Source organism: Bradyrhizobium lablabi, from assembly GCF_018129385.1.
In the GTDB taxonomy this organism is placed as follows: Bacteria; Pseudomonadota; Alphaproteobacteria; order Rhizobiales; family Xanthobacteraceae; genus Bradyrhizobium; species Bradyrhizobium lablabi_C.
Window position 1 is genome coordinate 1 of record NZ_JAFCLN010000024.1, and the last position, 20,244, is coordinate 20,244.

At 63.3% G+C, this 20,244-nt stretch carries 20 protein-coding genes; 7 read left to right on the forward strand and 13 right to left on the reverse strand.

Going from position 1 to position 20,244, the window contains the following annotated elements:
- Window positions 1–339: 339 nt before the first annotated feature.
- Entirely contained in the window at window positions 340–1,416 is a 1,077-nt protein-coding gene (locus JQ628_RS30385; RefSeq protein ID WP_212229076.1) for a tartrate dehydrogenase, read from the reverse strand.
- A 39-nt stretch (window positions 1,417–1,455) separates the two neighbouring features.
- The gene (locus JQ628_RS30390) at window positions 1,456–2,439 is read right to left on the reverse strand and encodes a tripartite tricarboxylate transporter substrate-binding protein (RefSeq protein WP_212229078.1); all 984 of its coding nucleotides are present in this window, start codon (window positions 2,437–2,439) and stop codon (window positions 1,456–1,458) included.
- A gap of 274 nt (window positions 2,440–2,713) precedes the next feature.
- Here JQ628_RS30390 and JQ628_RS30395 point away from each other — a divergent pair, with 274 nt between their 5' ends.
- Window positions 2,714–3,256: a DUF4112 domain-containing protein gene (locus tag JQ628_RS30395; RefSeq protein ID WP_212229080.1), complete on the forward strand. Its 543-nt coding sequence runs from the start codon at window positions 2,714–2,716 to the stop codon at window positions 3,254–3,256.
- A gap of 217 nt (window positions 3,257–3,473) precedes the next feature.
- Here JQ628_RS30395 and JQ628_RS30400 read toward each other — a convergent pair whose 3' ends face one another.
- The 4 genes from JQ628_RS30400 to msrA form a co-directional block, all read right to left on the reverse strand.
- On the reverse strand, window positions 3,474–3,767 hold the full coding sequence (locus JQ628_RS30400) for a hypothetical protein (RefSeq protein WP_212229082.1): 294 nt from the start codon (window positions 3,765–3,767) through the stop codon (window positions 3,474–3,476).
- Between the two features lie 221 nt (window positions 3,768–3,988).
- Window positions 3,989–4,153, reverse strand: coding sequence for a DUF3309 family protein (locus tag JQ628_RS30405; RefSeq protein WP_212229090.1), 165 nt, complete (start codon window positions 4,151–4,153; stop codon window positions 3,989–3,991).
- Window positions 4,154–4,446: 293 nt separating this feature from the next.
- Window positions 4,447–4,851, reverse strand: coding sequence for a peptide-methionine (R)-S-oxide reductase MsrB (gene msrB, locus JQ628_RS30410; RefSeq protein WP_212229092.1), 405 nt, complete (start codon window positions 4,849–4,851; stop codon window positions 4,447–4,449).
- Between the two features lie 108 nt (window positions 4,852–4,959).
- A complete protein-coding gene (msrA, locus tag JQ628_RS30415) occupies window positions 4,960–5,679 on the reverse strand; it encodes a peptide-methionine (S)-S-oxide reductase MsrA (protein ID WP_212229094.1) in 720 nt (239 codons plus the stop codon).
- 266 nt (window positions 5,680–5,945) lie between these two features.
- On the opposite strand from msrA, the gene JQ628_RS30420 reads away from it, so the two are divergent.
- Entirely contained in the window at window positions 5,946–7,679 is a 1,734-nt protein-coding gene (locus JQ628_RS30420; RefSeq protein WP_212229096.1) for a caspase family protein, read from the forward strand.
- A gap of 128 nt (window positions 7,680–7,807) precedes the next feature.
- On the opposite strand, the gene JQ628_RS30425 is transcribed toward JQ628_RS30420, so the two are convergent.
- The 6 genes from JQ628_RS30425 to napE form a co-directional block, all read right to left on the reverse strand.
- Complete coding sequence (locus JQ628_RS30425; RefSeq protein WP_212229098.1) at window positions 7,808–8,917, reverse strand: ATP-dependent DNA helicase; 1,110 nt, start codon at window positions 8,915–8,917, stop codon at window positions 7,808–7,810.
- Window positions 8,918–9,020: 103 nt separating this feature from the next.
- Window positions 9,021–9,659 carry a NapC/NirT family cytochrome c gene (locus JQ628_RS30430; protein ID WP_212229100.1) on the reverse strand — a complete coding sequence of 213 codons (639 nt, stop codon included), beginning with the start codon at window positions 9,657–9,659 and terminating at the stop codon, window positions 9,021–9,023.
- Window positions 9,656–10,159 carry a nitrate reductase cytochrome c-type subunit gene (locus JQ628_RS30435; RefSeq protein WP_433996176.1) on the reverse strand — a complete coding sequence of 168 codons (504 nt, stop codon included), beginning with the start codon at window positions 10,157–10,159 and terminating at the stop codon, window positions 9,656–9,658. Before JQ628_RS30435 ends, JQ628_RS30430 begins: the two co-directional genes overlap by 4 nt.
- Window positions 10,123–12,636, reverse strand: a complete 2,514-nt coding sequence (gene napA, locus JQ628_RS30440; RefSeq protein ID WP_212229104.1) for a nitrate reductase catalytic subunit NapA — start codon at window positions 12,634–12,636, stop codon at window positions 10,123–10,125. The genes JQ628_RS30435 and napA overlap by 37 nt, the downstream gene beginning before the upstream one ends.
- Before the next feature lie 69 nt (window positions 12,637–12,705).
- Window positions 12,706–13,029 carry a chaperone NapD gene (locus JQ628_RS30445; RefSeq protein WP_212229106.1) on the reverse strand — a complete coding sequence of 108 codons (324 nt, stop codon included), beginning with the start codon at window positions 13,027–13,029 and terminating at the stop codon, window positions 12,706–12,708.
- A 21-nt stretch (window positions 13,030–13,050) separates the two neighbouring features.
- On the reverse strand, window positions 13,051–13,236 hold the full coding sequence (napE, locus tag JQ628_RS30450) for a periplasmic nitrate reductase, NapE protein (protein ID WP_212229108.1): 186 nt from the start codon (window positions 13,234–13,236) through the stop codon (window positions 13,051–13,053).
- 474 nt (window positions 13,237–13,710) lie between these two features.
- Here napE and JQ628_RS30455 point away from each other — a divergent pair, with 474 nt between their 5' ends.
- Window positions 13,711–14,919, forward strand: coding sequence for an LLM class flavin-dependent oxidoreductase (locus JQ628_RS30455; protein WP_212229110.1), 1,209 nt, complete (start codon window positions 13,711–13,713; stop codon window positions 14,917–14,919).
- A gap of 24 nt (window positions 14,920–14,943) precedes the next feature.
- On the opposite strand, the gene JQ628_RS30460 is transcribed toward JQ628_RS30455, so the two are convergent.
- Window positions 14,944–15,909, reverse strand: a complete 966-nt coding sequence (locus JQ628_RS30460) for an aliphatic sulfonate ABC transporter substrate-binding protein (RefSeq protein ID WP_212229112.1) — start codon at window positions 15,907–15,909, stop codon at window positions 14,944–14,946.
- A gap of 414 nt (window positions 15,910–16,323) precedes the next feature.
- Between JQ628_RS30460 and JQ628_RS30465 the strand changes: the two genes are divergently transcribed.
- The 4 genes from JQ628_RS30465 to ssuC are packed head-to-tail and all read left to right on the forward strand — an operon-like array spanning window position 16,324 to window position 20,236.
- Entirely contained in the window at window positions 16,324–17,274 is a 951-nt protein-coding gene (locus JQ628_RS30465; RefSeq protein ID WP_212229114.1) for a sulfonate ABC transporter substrate-binding protein, read from the forward strand.
- A gap of 21 nt (window positions 17,275–17,295) precedes the next feature.
- Window positions 17,296–18,258, forward strand: a complete 963-nt coding sequence (locus JQ628_RS30470; protein WP_212229116.1) for a sulfonate ABC transporter substrate-binding protein — start codon at window positions 17,296–17,298, stop codon at window positions 18,256–18,258.
- Entirely contained in the window at window positions 18,255–19,430 is a 1,176-nt protein-coding gene (gene ssuD / locus JQ628_RS30475; protein ID WP_212229117.1) for an FMNH2-dependent alkanesulfonate monooxygenase, read from the forward strand. Before JQ628_RS30470 ends, ssuD begins: the two co-directional genes overlap by 4 nt.
- Window positions 19,427–20,236 carry an aliphatic sulfonate ABC transporter permease SsuC gene (gene ssuC, locus JQ628_RS30480; protein ID WP_212229119.1) on the forward strand — a complete coding sequence of 270 codons (810 nt, stop codon included), beginning with the start codon at window positions 19,427–19,429 and terminating at the stop codon, window positions 20,234–20,236. The genes ssuD and ssuC overlap by 4 nt, the downstream gene beginning before the upstream one ends.
- The last annotated feature ends 8 nt before the right edge of the window (window positions 20,237–20,244 follow it).

Here is a 20,244-nt window from a genome sequence, read left to right on the forward strand (position 1 = left end):
AGAGCGCGATATAAGCCGTAAAGCCATTGCGCAGGGGATGTCGGAGTGTTCTCCGCTCACCTGTATGCTCGTGTGCATTTTTTTGTTGCGCAAGCAGCGCACACGGGACCGCGGGTGCAGCGCGCACCCGGCATTCCCTGCGCCCTCTGTTTTCAGAGGGACGACGAAGTTTTTGAAACTCGGACAATTCAGGTCGCGAGAATGCGCACCCATGTTTCCCCGTCATTGCGAGCGCAGCGAAGCAATCCAGCTTTCTTGTTGCGGCAACCGAAGCTGGATTGCTTCGTCGCTGGCGCTCCTCGCAATGACGGTAGAAATAGTCCGCTCGTCGCTCTCGCGCTACTCGTTCGCCCCCTCGATCGCCTCGATCACACCCTTCGTCACATCCGCCGTCCGCGCCTTGCCGCCGAGATCTGGCGTGTGCAGGCGCGGGTCGGCGGTGGCGCGCTCGATCGCCTTCATCAGGCGGCTGGCGGCGGCGCCTTCGCCGAGATGATCCAGCATCATCACCTGCGACCAGAACGTGCCGATCGGGTTGGCGATGCCCTTGCCCATGATGTCGAAGGCCGAGCCGTGGATCGGCTCGAACATCGAGGGAAACGCCCGCTCCGGATTGAGGTTGGCGGTCGGCGCAATGCCGAGCGAGCCGGCCAGCGCCGCGGCGAGGTCGGACAGGATGTCGGCGTGCAGATTGGTCGCCACCACCGTGTCGATCGATTGCGGCTTTGTCACCATGCGCATGGTCATGGCGTCGACCAGCATCTTGTCCCAGGTCACGTCGGGGAATTCCTTGGCGACGCTCACCGCGACCTCGTCCCACATCACCATCGCATGCCGCTGCGCGTTCGACTTGGTGACGACAGTCAGCAGTTTTCGCGGCCGCGAGCGGGCGAGCTTGAACGCAAAGCGCATGATGCGCTCGACGCCGGCGCGCGTGAACATGGCGACGTCGGTCGCCACCTCCAGCGGCGAACCCTGATGGGCGCGGCCGCCGACGCCCGCATATTCGCCTTCCGAATTCTCGCGCACGATCACCCAGTCGAGCTCGCCGCCATTGACGTGGCGCAGCGGCGAGGTGATGCCCGGCAGCACGCGGGTGGGGCGCACATTGGCGTATTGGTCGAACGGCTGGCAGATCGCGAGCCGCAGGCCCCACAGCGTGATGTGGTCGGGGATGTCAGGATGCCCGGCCGAGCCGAACAGGATCGCATCGTGCTTTTTGATCTGCTCGCGGCCGTCTTCCGGCATCATGCGGCCGTGCTTCTTGTAGTACTCGCCGCCCCAGTCGAAATGATCGACCTTGAAGGCGAAATTGCCGTCGCGCTTTGCAAGCGCTTGCAGCACCTCGACGCCCGCGCTGATCACCTCCGTGCCGATGCCGTCGCCCGGGATTGCCGCAATCGAATAGGTCTTCATCTTGTTTCCGTTGTTGTTGCGCCGGCCAGACCAGCGATCTTAGTTAGCTTTGACGCCCGACGCCTTGATCACCGTATCCCAGCGCTTCACTTCGGACGCAAGCTGCGACTTCAGCGCCTCAGGCGTTGCGAGATTTTGCGGCACGGGTTCGGCGCCGAGATCGGCGAAGCGCTGGATCACCTTGGGATCCTTAAGCGCGGCCTGGAGCGCGGCGACGAGCTTGTCGGTGGCCTCCTTCGGCAAGCCCTTCGGCGCCCACATCGCATGCCACGCGGAGATTTCGAAGCCGGGCAGGGCGCCGCTGTCGAGCGTCGGCAGGTCCGGCAGCGACGATACCTTCGTTTTGGTGGTGACGGCGTATCCCTGGATGCGCTTTTCCTTGATCTGGTTGGTGGTGTTGGTGGTCTGGTCGCACATGAAATCGAACTGGCCGCTGAGCAAATCGTTCATCGCCGGTCCCGTGCCGCGATAGCCGACGCCGACCATCTGCACGTTCATTTCCTTCATCAGCAGCAGCGCGCACAGATGCGAGGCCGATCCGATCCCTGCGTGACCATAAGTCACCTTGCCGGACTCGGCCTTGATCCAGGCGATCAGCTCCTTGACGTCTTTGGCGGCGACGCCGGTCTTGGTCACCAGCGACATCGGCGCATCGGTGATGCGTCCGATGGTGTCGAAATCATCTGTTACGTTGAATGTCAGGTTGTCGTAGAGCGCGGGAGCGGTCGCCATCGCGATGTGCCAGACCGCGACCGTATAGCCATCGGGCGCGGCCTTGGCGAGGCGGGTAAGGCCGATCGTGCCGCCGGCGCCGCCGACGTTCTCGACCACGATGGTTTGTCCGAGCGTGCGGCCCATGGATTCGGCGATCAGGCGCGCCACCGTATCGGTCGGCCCGCCCGCCGCCGCCGGCACCATCAGCGTGATCGACTTGTTCGGATAGGCGGACTGCGCCGCGGCGAATTGCGGCATGACGGCTACGGCAATCGCGGCTGCCAGCAGCGCGCGCAAGATAGAAACCATGGACTGCTCCCCTGACATCTTTCGATCGCGCCTTCATGGACGCGTGCCGCTTCAACGTAGAACGGCGTGCCCGTACTGGCAATCGCCGGGCGAACGTCGCCGTCATTGCGAGCGAAGCGAAGCAATCCATATTTCCGCTTGTCGCGCTATGGATTGCTTCGTCGCTGTCGCTCCTCGCAATGACGGGAAACCCCGCGCGTCATCTCACACCCGCCTATTGCGTCACGAGGCCGCAAACGGAGCAACTTGTTCGCCGCGATTGCGTTACCATCTGATGACCATGCCCGAAGATGACATCATTTCGCCCAACCGGACGCGCTCCGGCAAAACCTCCCGCGCCGATTTTCGCGGGGCGGAGGCGCGCGGCCCGGTCATCGACCAGGAGGGGCGGGAGATCCCGGTGGAGACGCTGCATCCGCACTCGGACGGTTTTCAGTTCGAGTTCGGAACCGCCAACCCGTTCGCCGAGCTCACGCGCGAGCAGCGGCTGGCGCGGCTGGAGGCGCTGGCCAAATTGCTCGATGTCGCCTTCATCGTGCCGGGCACCAAGATCCGCTACGGCATCGACGGGCTCATTGGCCTGATCCCCGTTGTCGGCGACATCATCACGACGGCGATTTCGCTGTGGCTGGTGCGCGAGGCCCGCGCGCTCGGCGCGCCCTGGTACATCACGACGCGGATGCTCGGCAATGTCGCGCTGGACGGCGTGGTGGGGCTGGTGCCGCTGGCGGGCGACGCCTTCGACGTCATGTTCCGCGCCAACGTCCGCAATGTGCGGCTGCTGCGCCGCTGGCTGGAAAAGCATCCGCAAGCATGAGCGAGCGCGGTGGCTTCGCCCTCTTCACCTCTCCCATCGGGAGAGGCGTAGGGCGCCTTTGGCGCCCGTCAAAAGCAAGGACGCCGAAGCAGAGCTTCGGCTTTGGCGCAGCGCCGGGTGAGGGGTTACGGTCTTCATTGGCGGGCGTTTGAACAAGCGCGCGCAAAAAAATAGGGCGGGAAAATCCCGCCCTGATTTCTGGAATGCGTGCCTGATCTCAGGCAGCGTCCTTTTCGCCGGCCGGGGCTTCCGCCTTGCGCGGGCGACGGGGCAGCGGGAAGGCCTCGCTCTCATAGAGCGTGCGGATGCCGTTCTGGTCGAACCGGGCTTCCTCGACCTGGAGATAGGCGCCGTTCAGCGAGTCCGCCGGCAATTCCTCGATCGCGTAGCGCACGGCTTCGGCCGCGGTGCCGAACCGGCGATAGTTGAAGCCGGCCCGCTTCTTCTTGCGGATGGCGGCGGGAAACAGTTCGGCGGAGGTATTGAAGTTAAACGGACGCATCGGACGCATGGTCGAAGACCTCTTTTCTTCTCTGGCGCAGGCGCGAGTGGGGGTTTGGGCAACGGCGGGTCACAACCGGGCAGCGCGCCGTGCACGTCTTTTCGACCCCTAATATAGGCCTATTTGACAGAAATGCGACCCCTTTAGCCGCGCATCGGACGTGATAATGAATCCGCGCATGGCTGTAATGTTAACGGAGAAAATCACGATATTTCAATGTCTTGTGCAGCTTAGAGCTTGCCCAGCAGAAGCAGGACGAGCAGCACGATCAGAATCACCCCGATCAGACCATTGGCGGAATGGCCGAAGCCATAGCCGGGCCCCCTGAACCGTCCGGAAAAGCCACCCAGCAGCAGGATGATCAGGAGGATGATGAGTATCGTTCCAAGCGTCATGGCACACTCCCCGTCACGCGGCAGCTCCGCGTCAATACGCCGCGCTCGGGGCCAGCAAAGCACAATCCGGGGCGGAAGTCGGGGAGAAATGAGGGGGCGTCATTCCGGGGCGCCGCGCAGCGGCGAGCCCGCGATGCATACCCAGGGGCCGGCGTTGGTGCGACCGGCCTCCAACCGATCCGCGTCATGGCCGGGCCTGTCCCGGCCATCCACGTCTTCCTTTGTGGTCGAGCCCAAAAATGCGCATGCCCGGGACAAGCCCGGGCATGACGAATGGAGAGAGTGGCCCGATCCTACTTCGGCTCAAGCTTCAGCGCCGCCGAATTGATGCAGTAGCGCAGCCCGGTCGGGCCGGGGCCGTCGTTGAAGACGTGACCGAGATGGCCGTCGCATTTCGAGCACAGCACCTCGGTGCGGATCATGCCGTGGCTGGTGTCGCGCTCCTCGTCGACATGGCTGTCCACTGCGGGCGCGGTAAAGCTCGGCCAGCCGCAGCCGGAATCGAACTTGGCATCGGACTCGAACAGTGTCTGGCCGCAGCCGGCGCAGGTATAGGTGCCCTTGCGGTGCTCATGCTCGTATTCGCCGGTGAAGGGACGCTCGGTCGCCTTCTCGCGCAGCACGGCATATTGCATCGGCGACAATTCCTTGCGCCACTCGGCTTCGCTCTTGTGGATTTTGTCGGTGGTGTCGGACATCATTCCTCCTGCGTATCTGGCCGTCATTGCGAGGAGCGAAGCGACGAAGCAATCCAGTGTGAGGGAGGCACTATGGATTGCTTCGCTTCGCTCGCAATGACGGTGGTGTCAATTGGTGGCCTTGGCGTTGCCCACCAGCGTCGGCTTCTCGATGTAATTATCCGCAAAGATCTTCTTCAACGCGTGGATCTTCGGGATGTCGTTGAACACAATATAGGGTTGGTTCGGGTGCAGCGTCAGATAGTCCTGATGATAGGCCTCGGCCGCGTAGAACACATCCAGCTTGTCCAGCTTGGTCGCGATCGGCTTCCTGTAGACCTTGGCCGCGTTGAGCTGGGCGATATAAGCCTCCGCCACCTTCTTCTGCTCGTCATTGGCAAAGAAGATCGCCGAGCGGTATTGCGTGCCGACGTCGGGGCCCTGGCGGTTGAGTTGGGTCGGATCGTGCACCACCGAGAAGAAGATCTGCAAGATCTTGCCGTAGGAAATCTTCTTCGGGTCGTATTTGATCTCGACCGCCTCGGCATGCCCCGTGTTGCCGCCCGAAACGAGGTCATAGCTCGCGCTCGCCTTGGTGCCGCCGGAGTAGCCGGACACGGCGCTCACCACGCCGGCCGTGTGCTGGTACACGCCCTGCACGCCCCAGAAGCAGCCGCCGGCGATGACCGCGGTCTGGATGCCGTCGGCCTCCTTGGCATCGATGGCCGGGGCCGGGATGATCACGGCCTCTTCGGCGGCGCGCGACGGCGCGATCGCAAGTGCGGCAATCGTCAGCGCGCCGATGGCGGCGGCGCAGAGCGACAGGCGGCTGAGCTGGCTGCGGAACATGGTTTCCTCGTGGGTCGGTGGCTGGGTGACAGTCTAGAGCGGAAGCCGCGGTTCGCAATCGCCGGGCGGTCCTTCCGGATATCTCAGGATACGCGCCGGCATGGCGTCTGTTACAAGGCGGCCGCCACACGAGTTCGTGAATAAAACCGGCCAAACCCAATACGTTGCCTTGTGAAGCAGCTCGCTTGACCCCCGCCGTCCGCCCTCCAACAATGAACCGCCTGCGCCCTCTCGCGACAACAAGTCATCCCCGGAGCGTTTCGCAAATGCTACGCGCCTGTTCCCTGCTGATCGCCCCGCTCTTCGTCGCCACATCCGCGCTCGCCGCCACGGAGGTCGAGACCTGCCGGGACAATCAGGCGGATGCCGCCATCAGGCTCACGGCCTGCAATGCCGTCATTGCGGACGATAAGGCCGCCGGCAGGCCAAAAGCGTTCGCCCACTGGTACGTCGCCGACTCCCTCCTGAAGAAGCGCGACTATGACGGCGCAGTCGCGCTGCTCAACAAGGGACTGGAGCTCGATCCGGACAGTGCGCTGGTGCTCAACGCGCGGGGCCTGGCCTACAGCAACAGGGGCGAGGAGGAGAAGGCGCTGGCCGACTACGACGCTGCCCTCCAGAAGCGCCCGAATTTTCCCAGCCCCCACAACAACCGTGGTCTGATCTACATGCGCCGCGGCGAGTTGCAGCGCGCCTATGACGAAATCATGATCGCGCTGTCGCTCAACAGCGGCACCAACCGCGCGCTCAACCTTTACAACCTGGGCCGCGTGCAGGCGCTTCGCAAGCAATACGATTCGGCGCTGGCGTACTTTGCAGAGGCCAAGCAGCTCACCCCGGAAGCGTGGCAGATCCCGAACTACCGCTGCACGGTCTATGCCGATATGGGCCGCCTCGACGAGGCGCTCGCCGACTGCAACGAGGTGCTGGCGCAGCATCCGAAATGGGCCGGACCGCTGGCCTGGCGCGGCAATGTCTATCGCCTGAAGGGCAATCTCGGCGCCGCGCTGAAGGACTATAACGATGCCATCAAGTTCAGCCCGAATTTCGTTCGCGCCTATGTCGGCCGCGCCCAGGTTCATGAGGCGCGCAAGGACATGGCGGCGGCGCGCGCCGATTATCGCTCTGCCGGCGCCGCGCTAACCAAGGTCGACGACTACGAGACCACGCAGGCGCGGGCCTTTGCCAGGGAACGGCTGGCGGCGCTGATCGCCGCGGACCCGTCGCTGCGCAATCAGGCAGCGGGGCCCGTGACCGCGCCGGGCGGCAAGGCTGCACCGCCTGCTGCCGCCACTACGCGCAAGGTCGCGCTCATCGTCGGCAACGGCGCTTACAAAAGCGTGCCAAGGCTCGACAACCCGCCGCGCGATGCCAAGCTGATCGCGGATACCTTGCGCGGCCTCGGCTTCCAGACCGTCACCCTTGCATCCGACCTCGACCGCGACCGCTTCTTCGCGGCGCTGCGCGACTTCGGCCGCGAGGCCGAAAGGTCGGATTGGGCCGTCGTGTATTTTGCCGGGCACGGCATGGAGATCGGCGGCGTGAATTACCTGATCCCGGTCGACGCAAAGCTCGCGGCCGATCGCGACGCGGAAAACCAGGCGGTGGCGCTGGAGCAGGTGATCGCCGCAGTCAGCGGCGCGCGCAAGCTGCGCCTCGTCATGCTCGATGCCTGCCGCGACAATCCATTCGAGCAGACCATGCAGCACACCATCGCGATGAAGCTGGTCGGCAAGGGCCTGTCCAACATCGAACCGGAAGCGGGCTTCATGGTGGTGTACGCCGCCAAGCACGGCGAGACCGCGCTTGACGGCGACGCCCTCAACAGTCCGTTCGCGACCGCGGTGGCGCGCGAGATCAAGGTGCCGAAGGTCGAGGTCCGCAGGCTGTTCGACATCGTCCGCGACGACGTCTGGAATGCGACCAACCGCCGGCAGCAGCCGTTCAGCTATGGCTCGCTGCCGGGCAGGGAGGACTTTTATTTTGTGGCGGGGAATTGACGCCTCGACCCTCATGGTGAGGAGCGCGGCACGCGCGTCTCGAACCATGAAGGCCCAGCTATCGCCCGCGGCCATCCTTCGAGACGCGGCTTACGCCGCTCCTCAGGATGAGGGCGGTGGGTGTTGCGCTACACCACGATACTCAGCCTTTTCGCCGCCCGCGTGATTCCCGTGTACAGCCACCGCGCGCGCGAATCCTGGAACGCGAAGCTCTCGTCGAACAGCACGACATCGTCCCATTGCGACCCCTGCGACTTGTGCACCGTCAGCACATAGCCGTAGTCGAACTCGTCATAGGGCTTTCGCTGTTCCCACGGGATCGCCTCAATGCCGCCCTCAAAACATTCGCCGCGCACCGAGACTTTTGTGACCTTGTGACCAAAATCCTCGTCCGGCGAGACGCGCATGGTGACGATCTTCGATTTTGACTGCGCGCGTGACTTCACCCGCCACAGGCCGCCGTTGAACAGCCCCTTCTTGCGGTTGTTGCGCAGGCAGACCAGCTTGTCGCCGGCCACCGGCAGTGGCTCCTCGATGTTCTGCTTCTGGCGGATGCGCATGTTGTAGGCGCGGCGGGTGTTGTTGCGGCCGACCAGCACCTGGTCGGTCTTCATCACCCTGTCAGGATCAAGCTCCTTGCGCGAGATCACGTCGCTTTCGCCGTAGCGTCCGATCTCGAGCGTGCGGCCCTCGCGGATATCCATCGACATCCGCACGATCGGGTTGTCCTGGGCCTGGCGGTGCACCTCGGTCAGCATCGCGTCGGGCTCGGAACCCGTGAAAAAACCGCCGCCGGCGATCGGCGGCAATTGCGCGGGGTCGCCCAGCACCAGCAGCGGACAATCGAACGACATCAGGTCGCGGCCGAGTTCGGCATCGACCATCGAGCATTCGTCGATCACGATCAGCTTGGCCTTCGAGGCCGGCGCGTCATCCCACAGCTCAAAAGTCGGCTGCTCGACGCCGGATTCGCGCGCGCGGTAGATCAGCGAGTGGATGGTGGAGGCGCCCTCGCAGCCCTTGTTGCGCATCACCAGCGCGGCCTTGCCGGTGAAGGCGGCAAACTTCACCTCGCCATCGACACCCTCGGCGATGTGCCGCGCCAGCGTGGTCTTGCCGGTTCCGGCATAGCCGAACAGGCGGAACACCGGCGGCGTACCGTTCCTGCCCGGCTTTGCGTCCAGCCAGTCGGCAACGGCTTTGAGCGCGGAATCCTGATGGGGCGTGAAGCTTGTCATGGCTTTTGGGCGAGGGGAGGCGCAGCCCGGCGGGCCGCGACTCAAGGCGCCCTCAACCTAACCATTGAAACCGCCCGCGCAAGCAGCACCAGGGCCTGCCACCCTACTGCCAGCCGGGGATACCGCGCATGTCGGGCAGTTGATGGGCAATGCCCTTGTGGCAATCGATACAGGTTTTTTCGCCGGTGAACAGGAAGCGCTGATGGGCGACGGATGCGCGCGGGGACTGCTTCGTGATGTCCATCGAATCCGCGCTGTGGCAGTTGCGGCATTCCAGCGAATCGTTGGCCTTGAAGCGCGCCCATTCGTGCAGTGCAAGTTCGAGGCGGTGGTCGACGAACTTGTCGCGGGTATCGATGCGGCCGAATATGTGTCCCCAGACCTCCTTCGAGGCCTGCATCTTGCGCGCGATCTTGTCGGTCCAGTTGTGCGGCACGTGGCAGTCCGGACAGGTCGCGCGGACGCCGGAGCGATTGGTGAAGTGAATGGTCGACTTCAACTCGGAAAACACGTTGTCGCGCATCTCGTGACAGCCGGTGCAGAATTTTTCCGTATTGGTGAGCTCCAGCGCGGTGTTGAAGCCGCCCCAGAAAATGACGCCGGCGACAAAACCCGCCATCACGAGCACGCCGAGTCCGAACACCGAACTTGGGCGGATCAGCACGCCCCAGAGTTCGACGATGAACTTCCAGACCCGAGCGAAGAAGCCCGGACGCTTTTCTGCGCCATCCGCCGTACTCATCGCCGTCCGCCCGGCGTTGCGCGGCTCAGCAAGGTATCGATATCGACGAAATCATTGCTGACCGGCGGGTTGGAGGTGCTTTGCGGCACATGGCACTCGGTGCAGAAGAAGCGCCGCGGCGAAATCGAGGCGAGGAACTGGCCGTCGCGATCCATGAAATGGGTGATCGAGACCATCGGGGCCTGCGATTCTCCGGTGCGCGCGCGGGCGTGGCAGGACAGGCATTTGTTGCCGTTGAGATCGATCTGATAGCCGTCGATCGAATGCGGGATCACCGGCGGCTGCTCGGGATAGTTGCGCACCTCCTTCTCGGCGGTGTTCTTGTTCGGCGCCATCGGCGGCGCCGGTCCCTCATCGTTGAGCGGGGCCGGGCCGCGCAGGCCGGAGTTGAGCGTTTGCGCGGCGAGCGTGCCTGCACCCGCGACCAGCGCGGCGGCGAGCAAGAGGATCGTGACTTTCCTCATCATGATCCCACCACCTTCTCGATGCGCACGGCGCATTTCTTGAAGTCGGTCTGGAGCGAGATCGGATCGGTGGCGTCGAGTGTCACCTTGTTGATCAGCTTGGACTCGTCGAACCAGGGCACGAACACGAGGCCCTTCGGCGGCCGGTCGCGGCCGCGGGTTTCCAGCCGCGCCCGGATGAAGCCGCGTCGCGAGATCACCTTCACTTCATCGCCGCGGCGAAGCTTTGCTTCCTGCGCGTCGTCGGGATGCATGAAGCACACCGCTTCCGGGAAGGCGCGATACAGCTCCGGCACACGCCTCGTCATGGTGCCGGAATGCCAGTGCTCCAGCACGCGCCCGGTCGACAGCCAGAACGGATATTCCTTGTCCGGCGATTCAGCCGCGGGCTCGAACGGCAGCGCGAAGATGCGCGCCTTGCCGTCGGGGAAGCCGTAGAACTGGTAGTTGGTGCCCTGCCTTACATAGGGGTCGCTGCCTTCCTTGAAACGCCAGCGTGTCTCCTGGCCGTTCACGACAGGCCAGCGCAGGCCGCGCTCGCGGTGATAGATATCGAACGGCGCAAGGTCGTGGCCGTGGCCGCGGCCGAACGAGGCGTATTCCTCGAACAGGCCCTTTTGCACGTAGAATCCGAACGCCTTGGCCTCGTCATTGGCATAGCCCGCCTCGATGTCGGACACCGGATATTTGTCGACCACGCCGTTTCTGTAGAGCACGTCGAACATGGTCTTGCCGCGATACTCGGGCTTCTTGGCCAAAAGCTCCTCCGGCCACACTTCCTCGATCTTGAAGCGCTTCGAGAATTCCATGAGCTGCCAGAGGTCGGAGCGCGACTCGCCGGGCGCTTTCACGAGCTGGTGCCAGAACTGGGTGCGCCGCTCGGCGTTGCCATACGCGCCTTCCTTTTCCACCCACATCGCAGCGGGCAGGATCAGATCGGCGGCCAGCGCCGTGACTGTCGGATAGGCGTCCGAGACCACGATGAAATTCTCGGGGTTGCGGAAGCCGGGAAGGGTTTCCTCGTTAATGTTGGCGCCGGCCTGAAGGTTGTTGTTGACCTGCACCCAGTAGGCATTGAGCTTGCCGTCGCGCAGCATCCGGCTTTGCAGCACGGCGTGGTAGCCGGGCTTGTCGGGAATGGTGCCTTCCGGCAACTGCCAGATCTTCTCGGCGATGTCGCGATGCGCCTTGTTGGCGACCAGCATGTCGGCGGGCAGGCGGTGCGAGAAGGTGCCGACCTCGCGGGCGGTGCCGCACGCAGAAGGCTGGCCGGTGAGCGAGAAGGGGCTGTTGCCGGCGGTTGCGATCTTTCCGGTCAACAGATGGATATTGTAGACGAGGTTGTTGCACCAGACGCCGCGAGTGTGCTGGTTGAAGCCCATGGTCCAGAAGCTGACCACCTTGGTCTTCGGATCGGCGTAAAGCTCGGCAAGCTCCCGGATGCGATTGAGCGGCACGCCGGACATCTCGGCGGCCTTCTCCAGCGTGTAGTCGGCGACGAATTTGGCGAATTCGTCATAGCTCATGTCGGTGGCGTCATTGGCCTTTGCCGCGCCGGTCGCCTTCTTCTCCAGCGGATGATCCGGACGCAGCCCGTAGCCGATGTCGGTCTGGCCGCGCTTGAAAACGGTATGCGCGTCGACGAACGCCTTGTTGACGCGTCCCGTCTTGATGATGTGGTTGGCGATGGCGTTGAGGATGTATAGGTCGGTCTGCGGCACAAACACCATGCCGATGTCGGCAAGGTCGAACGAGCGGTGCTCGAAGGTCGAGAGCACGGCAACGCGGACATGCGGCGCGGACAGCCGGCGGTCGGTCACCCGCGTCCACAGGATCGGGTGCATCTCTGCCATGTTGGAGCCCCACAGCACGAAGGCGTCGGTGGCTTCGATGTCGTCATAGCAGCCCGCCGGCTCGTCGATGCCGAAGGTGCGCATCATGCCGGCGACGGCGGAGGCCATGCAGTGGCGCGCGTTGGGATCGATGTTGTTGGAGCGGAAGCCGGCCTTGAGCAGCTTTGAGGCGGCATAGCCTTCCCAGATCGTCCACTGGCCGGAGCCGAACATGCCGACGCCGCTCGGTCCTCGCTTCTTCAGCGCGTCCTTGAATTTTTCGGCCATGATGTCGAAGGCTTCGTCCCAGCTCACCGGCGTGAACTCGCCGTTCTTGTCGTACTTGCCGCCGGTCTTGCGCAGCATCGGCTGCGTCAGGCGATCATGGCCGTACATGATCTTGGAGAGGAAATAGCCTTTGACGCAGTTGAGGCCGCGATTGACCTCGCTCTTGATGTCGCCATGGGTCGCGACGACGCGGTTGTCCTTGGTGGCGACGATGACGCTGCAACCGGTGCCGCAGAACCGGCACGGCGCCTTGTTCCATTCAAGCTCGGCGGCATTGCGCTCGGTGATGACGTTGGCTGCCAGCGCCGGGACCGGCATCCCGGCGGCCGTGGCGGCGATGGCGGCGGCCTCCAGCTTGAGCAGCTGTCGGCGGTCGAGTTTTGGTGAAGTCATGGCTGTTCTCCAACAGCAAGATTGGCTTAGGGCATATCCCTGCGAAAATCGGCTCCCGCATCCGCGGGATCAAACTCCTGCATCGGTGGCGTGGAATACGAGGGAGGCGGAATAGACGTCGGGCAGCAGCGTGATCGCGTTGAGCATCGCTCCGAGCGCCCCGGCGGTCGGCGCGTCGGCAACGACCACGAGCTTGCCCTTGGGATCGCGGCCGTAGATCTCGCAGCCGTCGAGCGCCAGGATCGCAGCCTCGACTTTGTCGAGCCGGTCCGGGCGGGCCTGCACCAGAATGCTCGCGATCTCGCCGCCCGGTGGGGCCACAACACGGTCGGGATTGATGATGCGGCCGGTGATCAGGGCACGGCGGTCGATGGCGGGTTGGGAAGGAGCCACGGTGTTTCTCCTTTGTCGCGATCAGTTCCTTGAGGGAGGGCCGGGCGGTCCGGCGACGATCTGGTAGATCCACACGGCCAGGCCGTAGCTGCCCACCGCCGCTACCGCGAGCGCTGGCATCATCACCGCAGTGAGGAACAGGAAGGCGAATATTTCCATTCGCCTGCGGCGCGAACGCGCGCTTGTCTCGTCGCCAGCGACAGACATGCAGTCTCTCTTTCAAGTAACGGGATACGACGGCGACGTTGCCGGTCGCAGTTGTATCAGCGAATTCTGCTACTCCACTTGATCTGGATCAAGTCTTTGATGAGAACGGGCTTTAGCCGCTTTGTTCCCTTTCGGGACAGATGCCCGCAAGGGTCGCAACCGCAAGGCCGCCGCATTTGAGGAGATTTCGGTTGAGGCCATCCTTCGAGACGCGCGCGATGCGCTCTCCTCAGGCTGAGGTCCTGATTTGCGGAGACATGCCGGACCCTCATGGTGAGGAGCCCGCAAAAGCGGCGTCTCGAACCATGCAGGCCGAGCACGTTCTCAGCCGTTTAAGCGCTCTATGCGATAGCCTTGGCCTCGGTCGGGCTGTGCGCCTTCTTTCGTGTGGCGAAATTTGGCTAGGCTGGACTTGAAACGACCCGGGAATAAACTGCTGCCAACAACAAAAGCGTCGGTCGCGGGAGAGACGTCATGAAATTCGGTATCTTCTATGAGCTGCAACTGCCACGCCCGTGGGAGGAGGGCGACGAGCACCGGCTTTACCAGAACGCGCTGACGCAGCTCGAGACCGCCGATCGCCTCGGCTATGACTATGCCTGGGTGGTGGAACACCACTTCCTTGAAGAATATTCGCACTCGCCTTCGCCGGAATCCTTCCTGGCCGCCGCCAGCCAGCGGACCAGGCAGATCAGGCTCGGACACGGCATCTTCCAGCTCACCACCAATCATCCGGCCCGCGTCGCCGAGCGCGTCGCAGTGCTCGATCTGCTCTCCAACGGCCGCGTCGAGTTCGGCATGGGCGAGAGCGCCTCCATTACCGAGCTGACGCCGTTCGGCCGCGACATGGAGAGCAAGCGCGAAGTCTTTGAGGAAGCCGTGCGGGCGATCTTCCCGATGTTCACCAGGGTCGGCACCGAGCATCATGGCAAGTACTTCGATATTCCCTTGCGCAACGTCGTGCCGAAGCCGCTGCAAAAGCCGCATCCGCCGCTGTGGATGGCCTGCTCGCAATTGCCGACCATCGAACGCGCGGGACAAAACGGCTTTGGCGCGCTCGGCTTCCAGTTCGTCAGCGCGGAAGCCGCCCATGCCTGGGTGCACGCCTATTACAACGCTATCACCAAGCGGCTGAAAAAACTCGCCGACTACGAGATCAACCCGAACATGGCGCTGGTGTCATTCTTCATGTGCGCCGAGACCGACGAGGAAGCGCGGCGGCGCGCCGACGGCGCCACCTTCTTCCAGTTCGCACTGCGCTATTATGGCCAGTCGCAGAACCGGCAGCGCCCGGCGCCCGGCACCGTCAACATGTGGGACGAATACAACAAGTGGAAGCGCGAGAACCCCGAAGCGCAGGAAGCCGCTTTACGCGGCGGCCTGATCGGCTCGCCTGAAACGCTGCGCAGGAAATTGCGGCGCTTCCGCACCTCGCATATCGACCAGGTCATCCTGCTCAACCAGGCCGGCAAGAACAGCCACGAGCACATCTGTGAATCGCTGGAGCTGTTCTCGAAGGAAGTGATGCCGGAATTCAGGCACGACCCCGAACACGAGGCCTGGAAGAAGGGTGTGCTCGACGGGTCGATCAAGCTCGAGGAGATCGATACCGACGCGTTCACTGACCGCTATGGCAAGCTTGCGGTCAATGTTGCGCCCGTCGCGAAGGCCGCGGCGGGGTAACGAGGGTGCCGGACGTTCGCGTGCTCAGTCCCGCTTTGGCGTCCAGATTTTTGCGTTACCGGCGCTGACCTTGACCGGCAGCAGTCCCTCGCCAAAGAACGCATCGGCAATCCGCTGCTGCTCGGAAAGCCCGGACGGCGTCACCGCGCCGACGCCGTAGGAGCGGTGGCTGTTGGCTTCTTCCACCGTCGCGGTATCGATGCCCCAGAGGCCTGCGAGCAGGGCGGCGGCATCCTTCGGGTTTGCCTTCACCCATTTGCCGGTTTCCTCCAGCTTTCGGAAGATCGCGTTGAGGACGTCGCCGCGGCGATCGGCGAAAGCCGCCGACGACAGATAATAGCGCTTGTAACTGGCAAGGCCGTTGCTGCCGTCGGAAAGAATGCGGGTGCCGGATTGGCGCTGCGCGCTGGTCAGGAACGGGTCCCAGGCGACCCAGGCATCGACATTGCCGCCAATGAACGCGGTGCGGCCATCGGCCGGCGTCAGATAGGCAGGCGAGATATCCTTGAAGCTGAGACCGGCCTTGGCGAGCGCGGCAAGCAGCAGGAAGTGACTGCCGGCGCCCTTGGTCACCGCGACCTTCTTGCCCTTCAGATCGGCGATCGTCTTGATCGGCGATTCCGCGCCGACCAGGATGGCCTGCGCCGATGGTGAGGCGGATTCTTCCGCGACGTAGGCAAGCTTGGCGCCGGCAGCCTGCGCGAACAACGGCACGGTATCGGCAACGTCGGCGCCGAAATCGATGTTGCCGGTATTGATCGCCTCCAGCAGCGGCAGGCCGCTGGTGAACTCATGCCAGGAGATGCGAACACCGAGCGGCGCGAGCGCCTTCTCCAATTCGCCATTGGTCTTCAGGATCGCCGTCAGCGTCGAGGATTTCTGGTAGCCGAGGCGAATGGTCTCGGATGGCGGCGTTTGCGCAATCGCTGAAGAACACGCGATGGTGACGGAAGCGAGAATTGCGGCGAGCGATTTGATGGGAGTGTGCATGGAATATGTTTCTGCCTGACGCTATCTGAAGTTTCGATCAGGCTAAGGCGCAGGCGATCGCAGTCAATAGAATCGCCATTCGTTGTCGCTCGCGGTTAAGCATGGCGCTGCTGCGCCAGGCGAAAATTGCAGACGAAAATTCCAGGCGTCTTGTTTCGTTTTTCAAATTGCAGGCATTCATGCGGATCGAGTTCCGCTGCTCATTTATTGATTAACGAAACCGGACAGAGCGACGCTCAAGAAGAATGCTTCGCCGAAAGATCGCGATCCGGCAATAAACCCATCGCCGCGAACGAGATGGGCAGTGTCGTCATTGCTATTTTTGCAGAGCACTCGACACATTTCCGAAGCCACACCATCATCCTGAGATCGCGCGTTTGCGTTGCACGCGAACGTGATCGTCAGGAGAACGTAATGAAGCGTCGTGACTTCCTCAAACTCTCTCTCGTGGCCGCGGCTGCCGGCGGAGTATCGTCTCGCGCGGGCGCGCAATCGGGTTTGAAGGAAATTCGTATCGGCTACCAGAAAACCGGCGTGCTGGTTATCACGCGCCAACAGGGGATTCTGGAAAAAAAGTTTGCCGCGAGGCAAATCGGCATCAAGTGGATCGAATTCACCTCGGGCCCGCCGTTGCTGGAGGCGATGAGCACAGGCAGCGTTGATCTCGGTTCGGTCGGCGATACGCCGCCGATCTTCGCGCAAGCCGCCAATGCCAATGTTCTCTATGTCGCGGGATCGCGGATCACCAACGGGCAGGGCATCCTCGTTCCTGTAAACTCGGCCATCCGCACCATCGCCGACCTGAAGGGCAAGCGCGTCGGATTCACCAAGGGCTCGAGCGCGCACAACGTCGTGATCGCGACGCTGGAAAAGGCCGGTCTCATCTATGCCGACATCACGCCGGTCTACCTGACGCCGCCCGATGCGGTGCCGGCATTTGCCAATGGCAGCATCGATGCCTGGGCGGTCTGGGATCCGTATTTCGCGATCGGAGAAAAGCGCCAGAACGGCCGCATCCTGGTCAATGCCCATGAAGTCGCCAAGACCAATTCGTTCTATCTCGCCAATCGCGATTTCGCGAACACTTACGTGCGCGAAACCCGCGAGGTGATCGATGGCCTCGGGGAAGCTGCGCGCTGGGCCGAGAACAACCGGGCCGAAGTCGCGGCCGCGCTGGCCGGAGTGACAGGCGTGCCGCTGGAAGTGCAGACCGTCGCCGCCAACCGCGCTTCGTTCCTGATCGGGCCGGTCACCGATGAGATCGTCACGACGCAGCAGGCGGTCGCCGATCGCTTCCACCGGCTCGGGCTGATTCCGAAGCAGATCGCGGTGCGCGACATCGTGTGGCGCCATACCCAAAGCTGAATTTCACGAGAGGTTCTACCCATGAAGCGTTTCGTTCGGCGCTTAATCGCTAGCGCCATGCTGTCGATGACTATGGTCGCCACCGTGACCGGCCTGTCCTACGGTCAGGACAGGCAGGACAAGGTCGTGCGCATCGGCTTTCAGAAATACGGCAAGCTGGTGCTGCTCAAGAGCAAGGGCACGCTTGAAGAGAAGCTGAAGGCCGCGGGTTACAAGGTGGTGTGGACGGAGTTCCCGTCAGGCCCGCCGCTGCTTGAAGCGCTCAATATCGGCGCGATCGATTTCGGCAATACCGGCGAAGCGCCGCCGATCTTCGCGCAGGCGGCGGGCGCTCCGATCCAGTACGTCGCCTATGAACCGCCGGCGCCGAAGGGCGAGGCGATCCTGGTGCCGAAGGACAGCCCATTAAAGTCGGTTGCCGACCTCAAGGGCAAGAAGGTCGCGCTCAACAAGGGCTCCAACGTTCACTATCCCTTGGTGAAGGCGCTGGAGAAGGCCGGCGTCAAATATTCCGAGATCGAACCGGTGTTTCTTGCGCCGGCCGACGCCCGCGCCGCGTTCGAGCGCGGATCGGTCGATGCCTGGGTGATCTGGGATCCGTTCCAGGCCGCCGCGGAAGCTGCGACCGGCGCACGGACGCTCGCAGACGGCACCGGCATCGTGTCGAACTACCAGTTCTACTTCTCCTCGAAGAAGTTCCTCGAGAGCGATCCGAAGATCGTCGATCTCGTGCTGGCGCAATTGTCCGAGGTCGACGATTGGGCGAAGAGCGATATCCGGGCCGTCGCCGAGCAGCTCGCGCCTGCGATCGGGCTGCCGGTGCCGGTGGTCGAAGTCGCGCTCAAGCGGCAGTCCTACGGCATCAAGCCGGTCACCGACAGCGTGATCGCCGATCAGCAGAAGGTCGCGGACACCTTCTTCGCGCTGAACCTGATCCCGAAACAAATCAAGATTTCCGACGCGGCACGGAGGCCGGGTACATGAGCAACGACAAATCATCCGCCGCCAACATCCTGTGGTTCCTGCCGACCCATGGCGACGGCCGCTATCTCGGCACCACCACCGGCGGCCGCGAGGTGAACTTCAACTATCTGCGCCAGATCGCGCAGGCTGCCGACCAGCTCGGCTATTTCGGCGTGTTGCTGCCGACCGGGCGTAGCTGCGAGGATTCGTGGATCGTCGCTTCCAGCGTGGCGCCGTTCACCGAGCGCCTGCGTTATCTCGTGGCGGTGCGGCCCGGCCTGCAATCGCCGAGCGTCGCCGCGCGCATGACCGCCACGCTCGACCGCATCTCGAACGGCAGGCTGTTGATCAACGTCGTGACCGGCGGCGACCCCGTCGAAAACAAGGGTGACGGCATTTTCCTCGATCATGACGAGCGCTACACCGTCACGCGGGAATTCCTGAATGTCTATACCGACCTGCTGGCGGGCAAGACCGTCAATGTGGAAGGCAAGCACATCCGCATCGAGGACGGCCGGCTGCTGTTTCAGCCGGTGCAGTCGCCGCGGCCGCCGCTTTACTTCGGCGGATCGTCCGATGCCGGCATCGACGTTGCCGTCGACACCGTCGACAAGTACCTGACCTGGGGTGAGCGGCCGGCGCAGGTCGCAGAAAAGGTCAACCGCGTGAAGGCGGCCGCCGCGGCGCGCGGACGCAAGCTTTCCTTCGGCATCCGCCTGCATGTGATCGTGCGTGAAACCAATGCGGAAGCCTGGAAGGCCGCGGACGAGCTCATCCAGCACGTCTCCGACGAAACTATCGCCAACGCGCAGAAAATTTTCTCGCGCATGGATTCGGTCGGCCAGCAGCGCATGGCGCAGTTGCATGGCGGACGCCGCGACAAGCTCGAGATCAGCCCGAACCTATGGGCCGGCGTCGGCCTCGTGCGCGGCGGCGCCGGCACGGCGCTGGTCGGCGATCCCCAGACCGTGGCGGCGCGCATCCGCGAGTACCAGGATGTCGGCATCGATACCTTCATCATGTCCGGCTATCCGCATCTGGAGGAAGCCTACCGCTTTGCCGAACTGGTGTTCCCGCTGCTCTCGCTGGAGCGTCCGGACAACGTGACGCCGATCCGCGTCAACACCGGGCCGTTCGGTGAAACCATCGGCAACGAATACCGGCCGCAAGTCGTAAAGGCATCGCAATCATGAGCGTCATCGAAACCCTTCCGCGCGCGCGAAAGGCGCTGCGGCTGCCGCGGCCCGACGGCCTGATCCCCTGGATCGTCCCGCTGGCGATCATCGCGATCTGGCAACTCGCCTGCGTCACCGGCTTCGTATCGGCGAGGGTGCTGCCGGCGCCGAGCGACGTCGTGCTCGCCGGCTGGAAGCTCGTGCTGTCAGGCGAACTCGCCCGCAACATCTGGGTCAGCTTCTGGCGCGCCAGCGTCGGCTTCCTCATTGGCGGCGGCATTGGCTTTGCCTTCGGCCTCGCCAACGGATTGTCGCAGCTCTCCAGCAAGCTCACCGACACCACGCTGCAGATGGTGCGCAACATCCCGCATCTGGCGCTGATCCCGCTGGTGATCCTGTGGTTCGGCATCGATGAAACCGCAAAGCTGTTCCTGGTCGCGCTCGGCGTGTTCTTCCCGATCTATCTCAACACGCTGCACGGCATCCGCACCGTCGATCCGCAGTTGATCGAGATGGGGCGCGTCTACGGCATGACGGACGGCGAGCTGTTCCGCCGGGTGATCTTTCCCGGCGCGCTGCCTTCGATCTTCGTCGGCTTGCGCTTTGCGCTCGGCATCATGTGGCTGACGCTGATTGTGGCGGAGACCATCGCGGCCTCTTCCGGCCTCGGCTACATGGCGATGCAGGCGCGCGAATTCATGCTGATCGACGTCGTCGTGCTGTCCATCCTGATCTACGCGCTGCTCGGCAAGCTCGCCGACAGCGCCTCGCGTGCTCTGGAGCGGCTGACGCTGTCCTGGCATCCGGCCTTCCAGAAACATTGAGGAAAGAA

Coding starts and splice junctions, on each gene's coding strand:
- JQ628_RS30470 (WP_212229116.1), top strand. CDS start 17,296: ATGAAGCGTTTCGTTCGGCGCTTAATCGCTAGCGCCATGCTGTCGATG.
- msrB (WP_212229092.1), bottom strand. CDS start 4,851: ATGTCCGACACCACCGACAAAATCCACAAGAGCGAAGCCGAGTGGCGC.
- JQ628_RS30385 (WP_212229076.1), bottom strand. CDS start 1,416: ATGAAGACCTATTCGATTGCGGCAATCCCGGGCGACGGCATCGGCACG.
- JQ628_RS30460 (WP_212229112.1), bottom strand. CDS start 15,909: ATGCACACTCCCATCAAATCGCTCGCCGCAATTCTCGCTTCCGTCACC.
- JQ628_RS30465 (WP_212229114.1), top strand. CDS start 16,324: ATGAAGCGTCGTGACTTCCTCAAACTCTCTCTCGTGGCCGCGGCTGCC.
- JQ628_RS30455 (WP_212229110.1), top strand. CDS start 13,711: ATGAAATTCGGTATCTTCTATGAGCTGCAACTGCCACGCCCGTGGGAG.
- JQ628_RS30420 (WP_212229096.1), top strand. CDS start 5,946: ATGCTACGCGCCTGTTCCCTGCTGATCGCCCCGCTCTTCGTCGCCACA.
- napE (WP_212229108.1), bottom strand. CDS start 13,236: ATGTCTGTCGCTGGCGACGAGACAAGCGCGCGTTCGCGCCGCAGGCGA.
- ssuC (WP_212229119.1), top strand. CDS start 19,427: ATGAGCGTCATCGAAACCCTTCCGCGCGCGCGAAAGGCGCTGCGGCTG.
- JQ628_RS30390 (WP_212229078.1), bottom strand. CDS start 2,439: ATGGTTTCTATCTTGCGCGCGCTGCTGGCAGCCGCGATTGCCGTAGCC.
- JQ628_RS30395 (WP_212229080.1), top strand. CDS start 2,714: ATGACCATGCCCGAAGATGACATCATTTCGCCCAACCGGACGCGCTCC.
- msrA (WP_212229094.1), bottom strand. CDS start 5,679: ATGTTCCGCAGCCAGCTCAGCCGCCTGTCGCTCTGCGCCGCCGCCATC.
- JQ628_RS30435 (WP_433996176.1), bottom strand. CDS start 10,159: ATGCGCCGTGCGCATCGAGAAGGTGGTGGGATCATGATGAGGAAAGTC.
- napA (WP_212229104.1), bottom strand. CDS start 12,636: ATGACTTCACCAAAACTCGACCGCCGACAGCTGCTCAAGCTGGAGGCC.
- ssuD (WP_212229117.1), top strand. CDS start 18,255: ATGAGCAACGACAAATCATCCGCCGCCAACATCCTGTGGTTCCTGCCG.
- JQ628_RS30430 (WP_212229100.1), bottom strand. CDS start 9,659: ATGAGTACGGCGGATGGCGCAGAAAAGCGTCCGGGCTTCTTCGCTCGG.
- JQ628_RS30400 (WP_212229082.1), bottom strand. CDS start 3,767: ATGCGTCCGATGCGTCCGTTTAACTTCAATACCTCCGCCGAACTGTTT.
- JQ628_RS30425 (WP_212229098.1), bottom strand. CDS start 8,917: ATGACAAGCTTCACGCCCCATCAGGATTCCGCGCTCAAAGCCGTTGCC.
- JQ628_RS30405 (WP_212229090.1), bottom strand. CDS start 4,153: ATGACGCTTGGAACGATACTCATCATCCTCCTGATCATCCTGCTGCTG.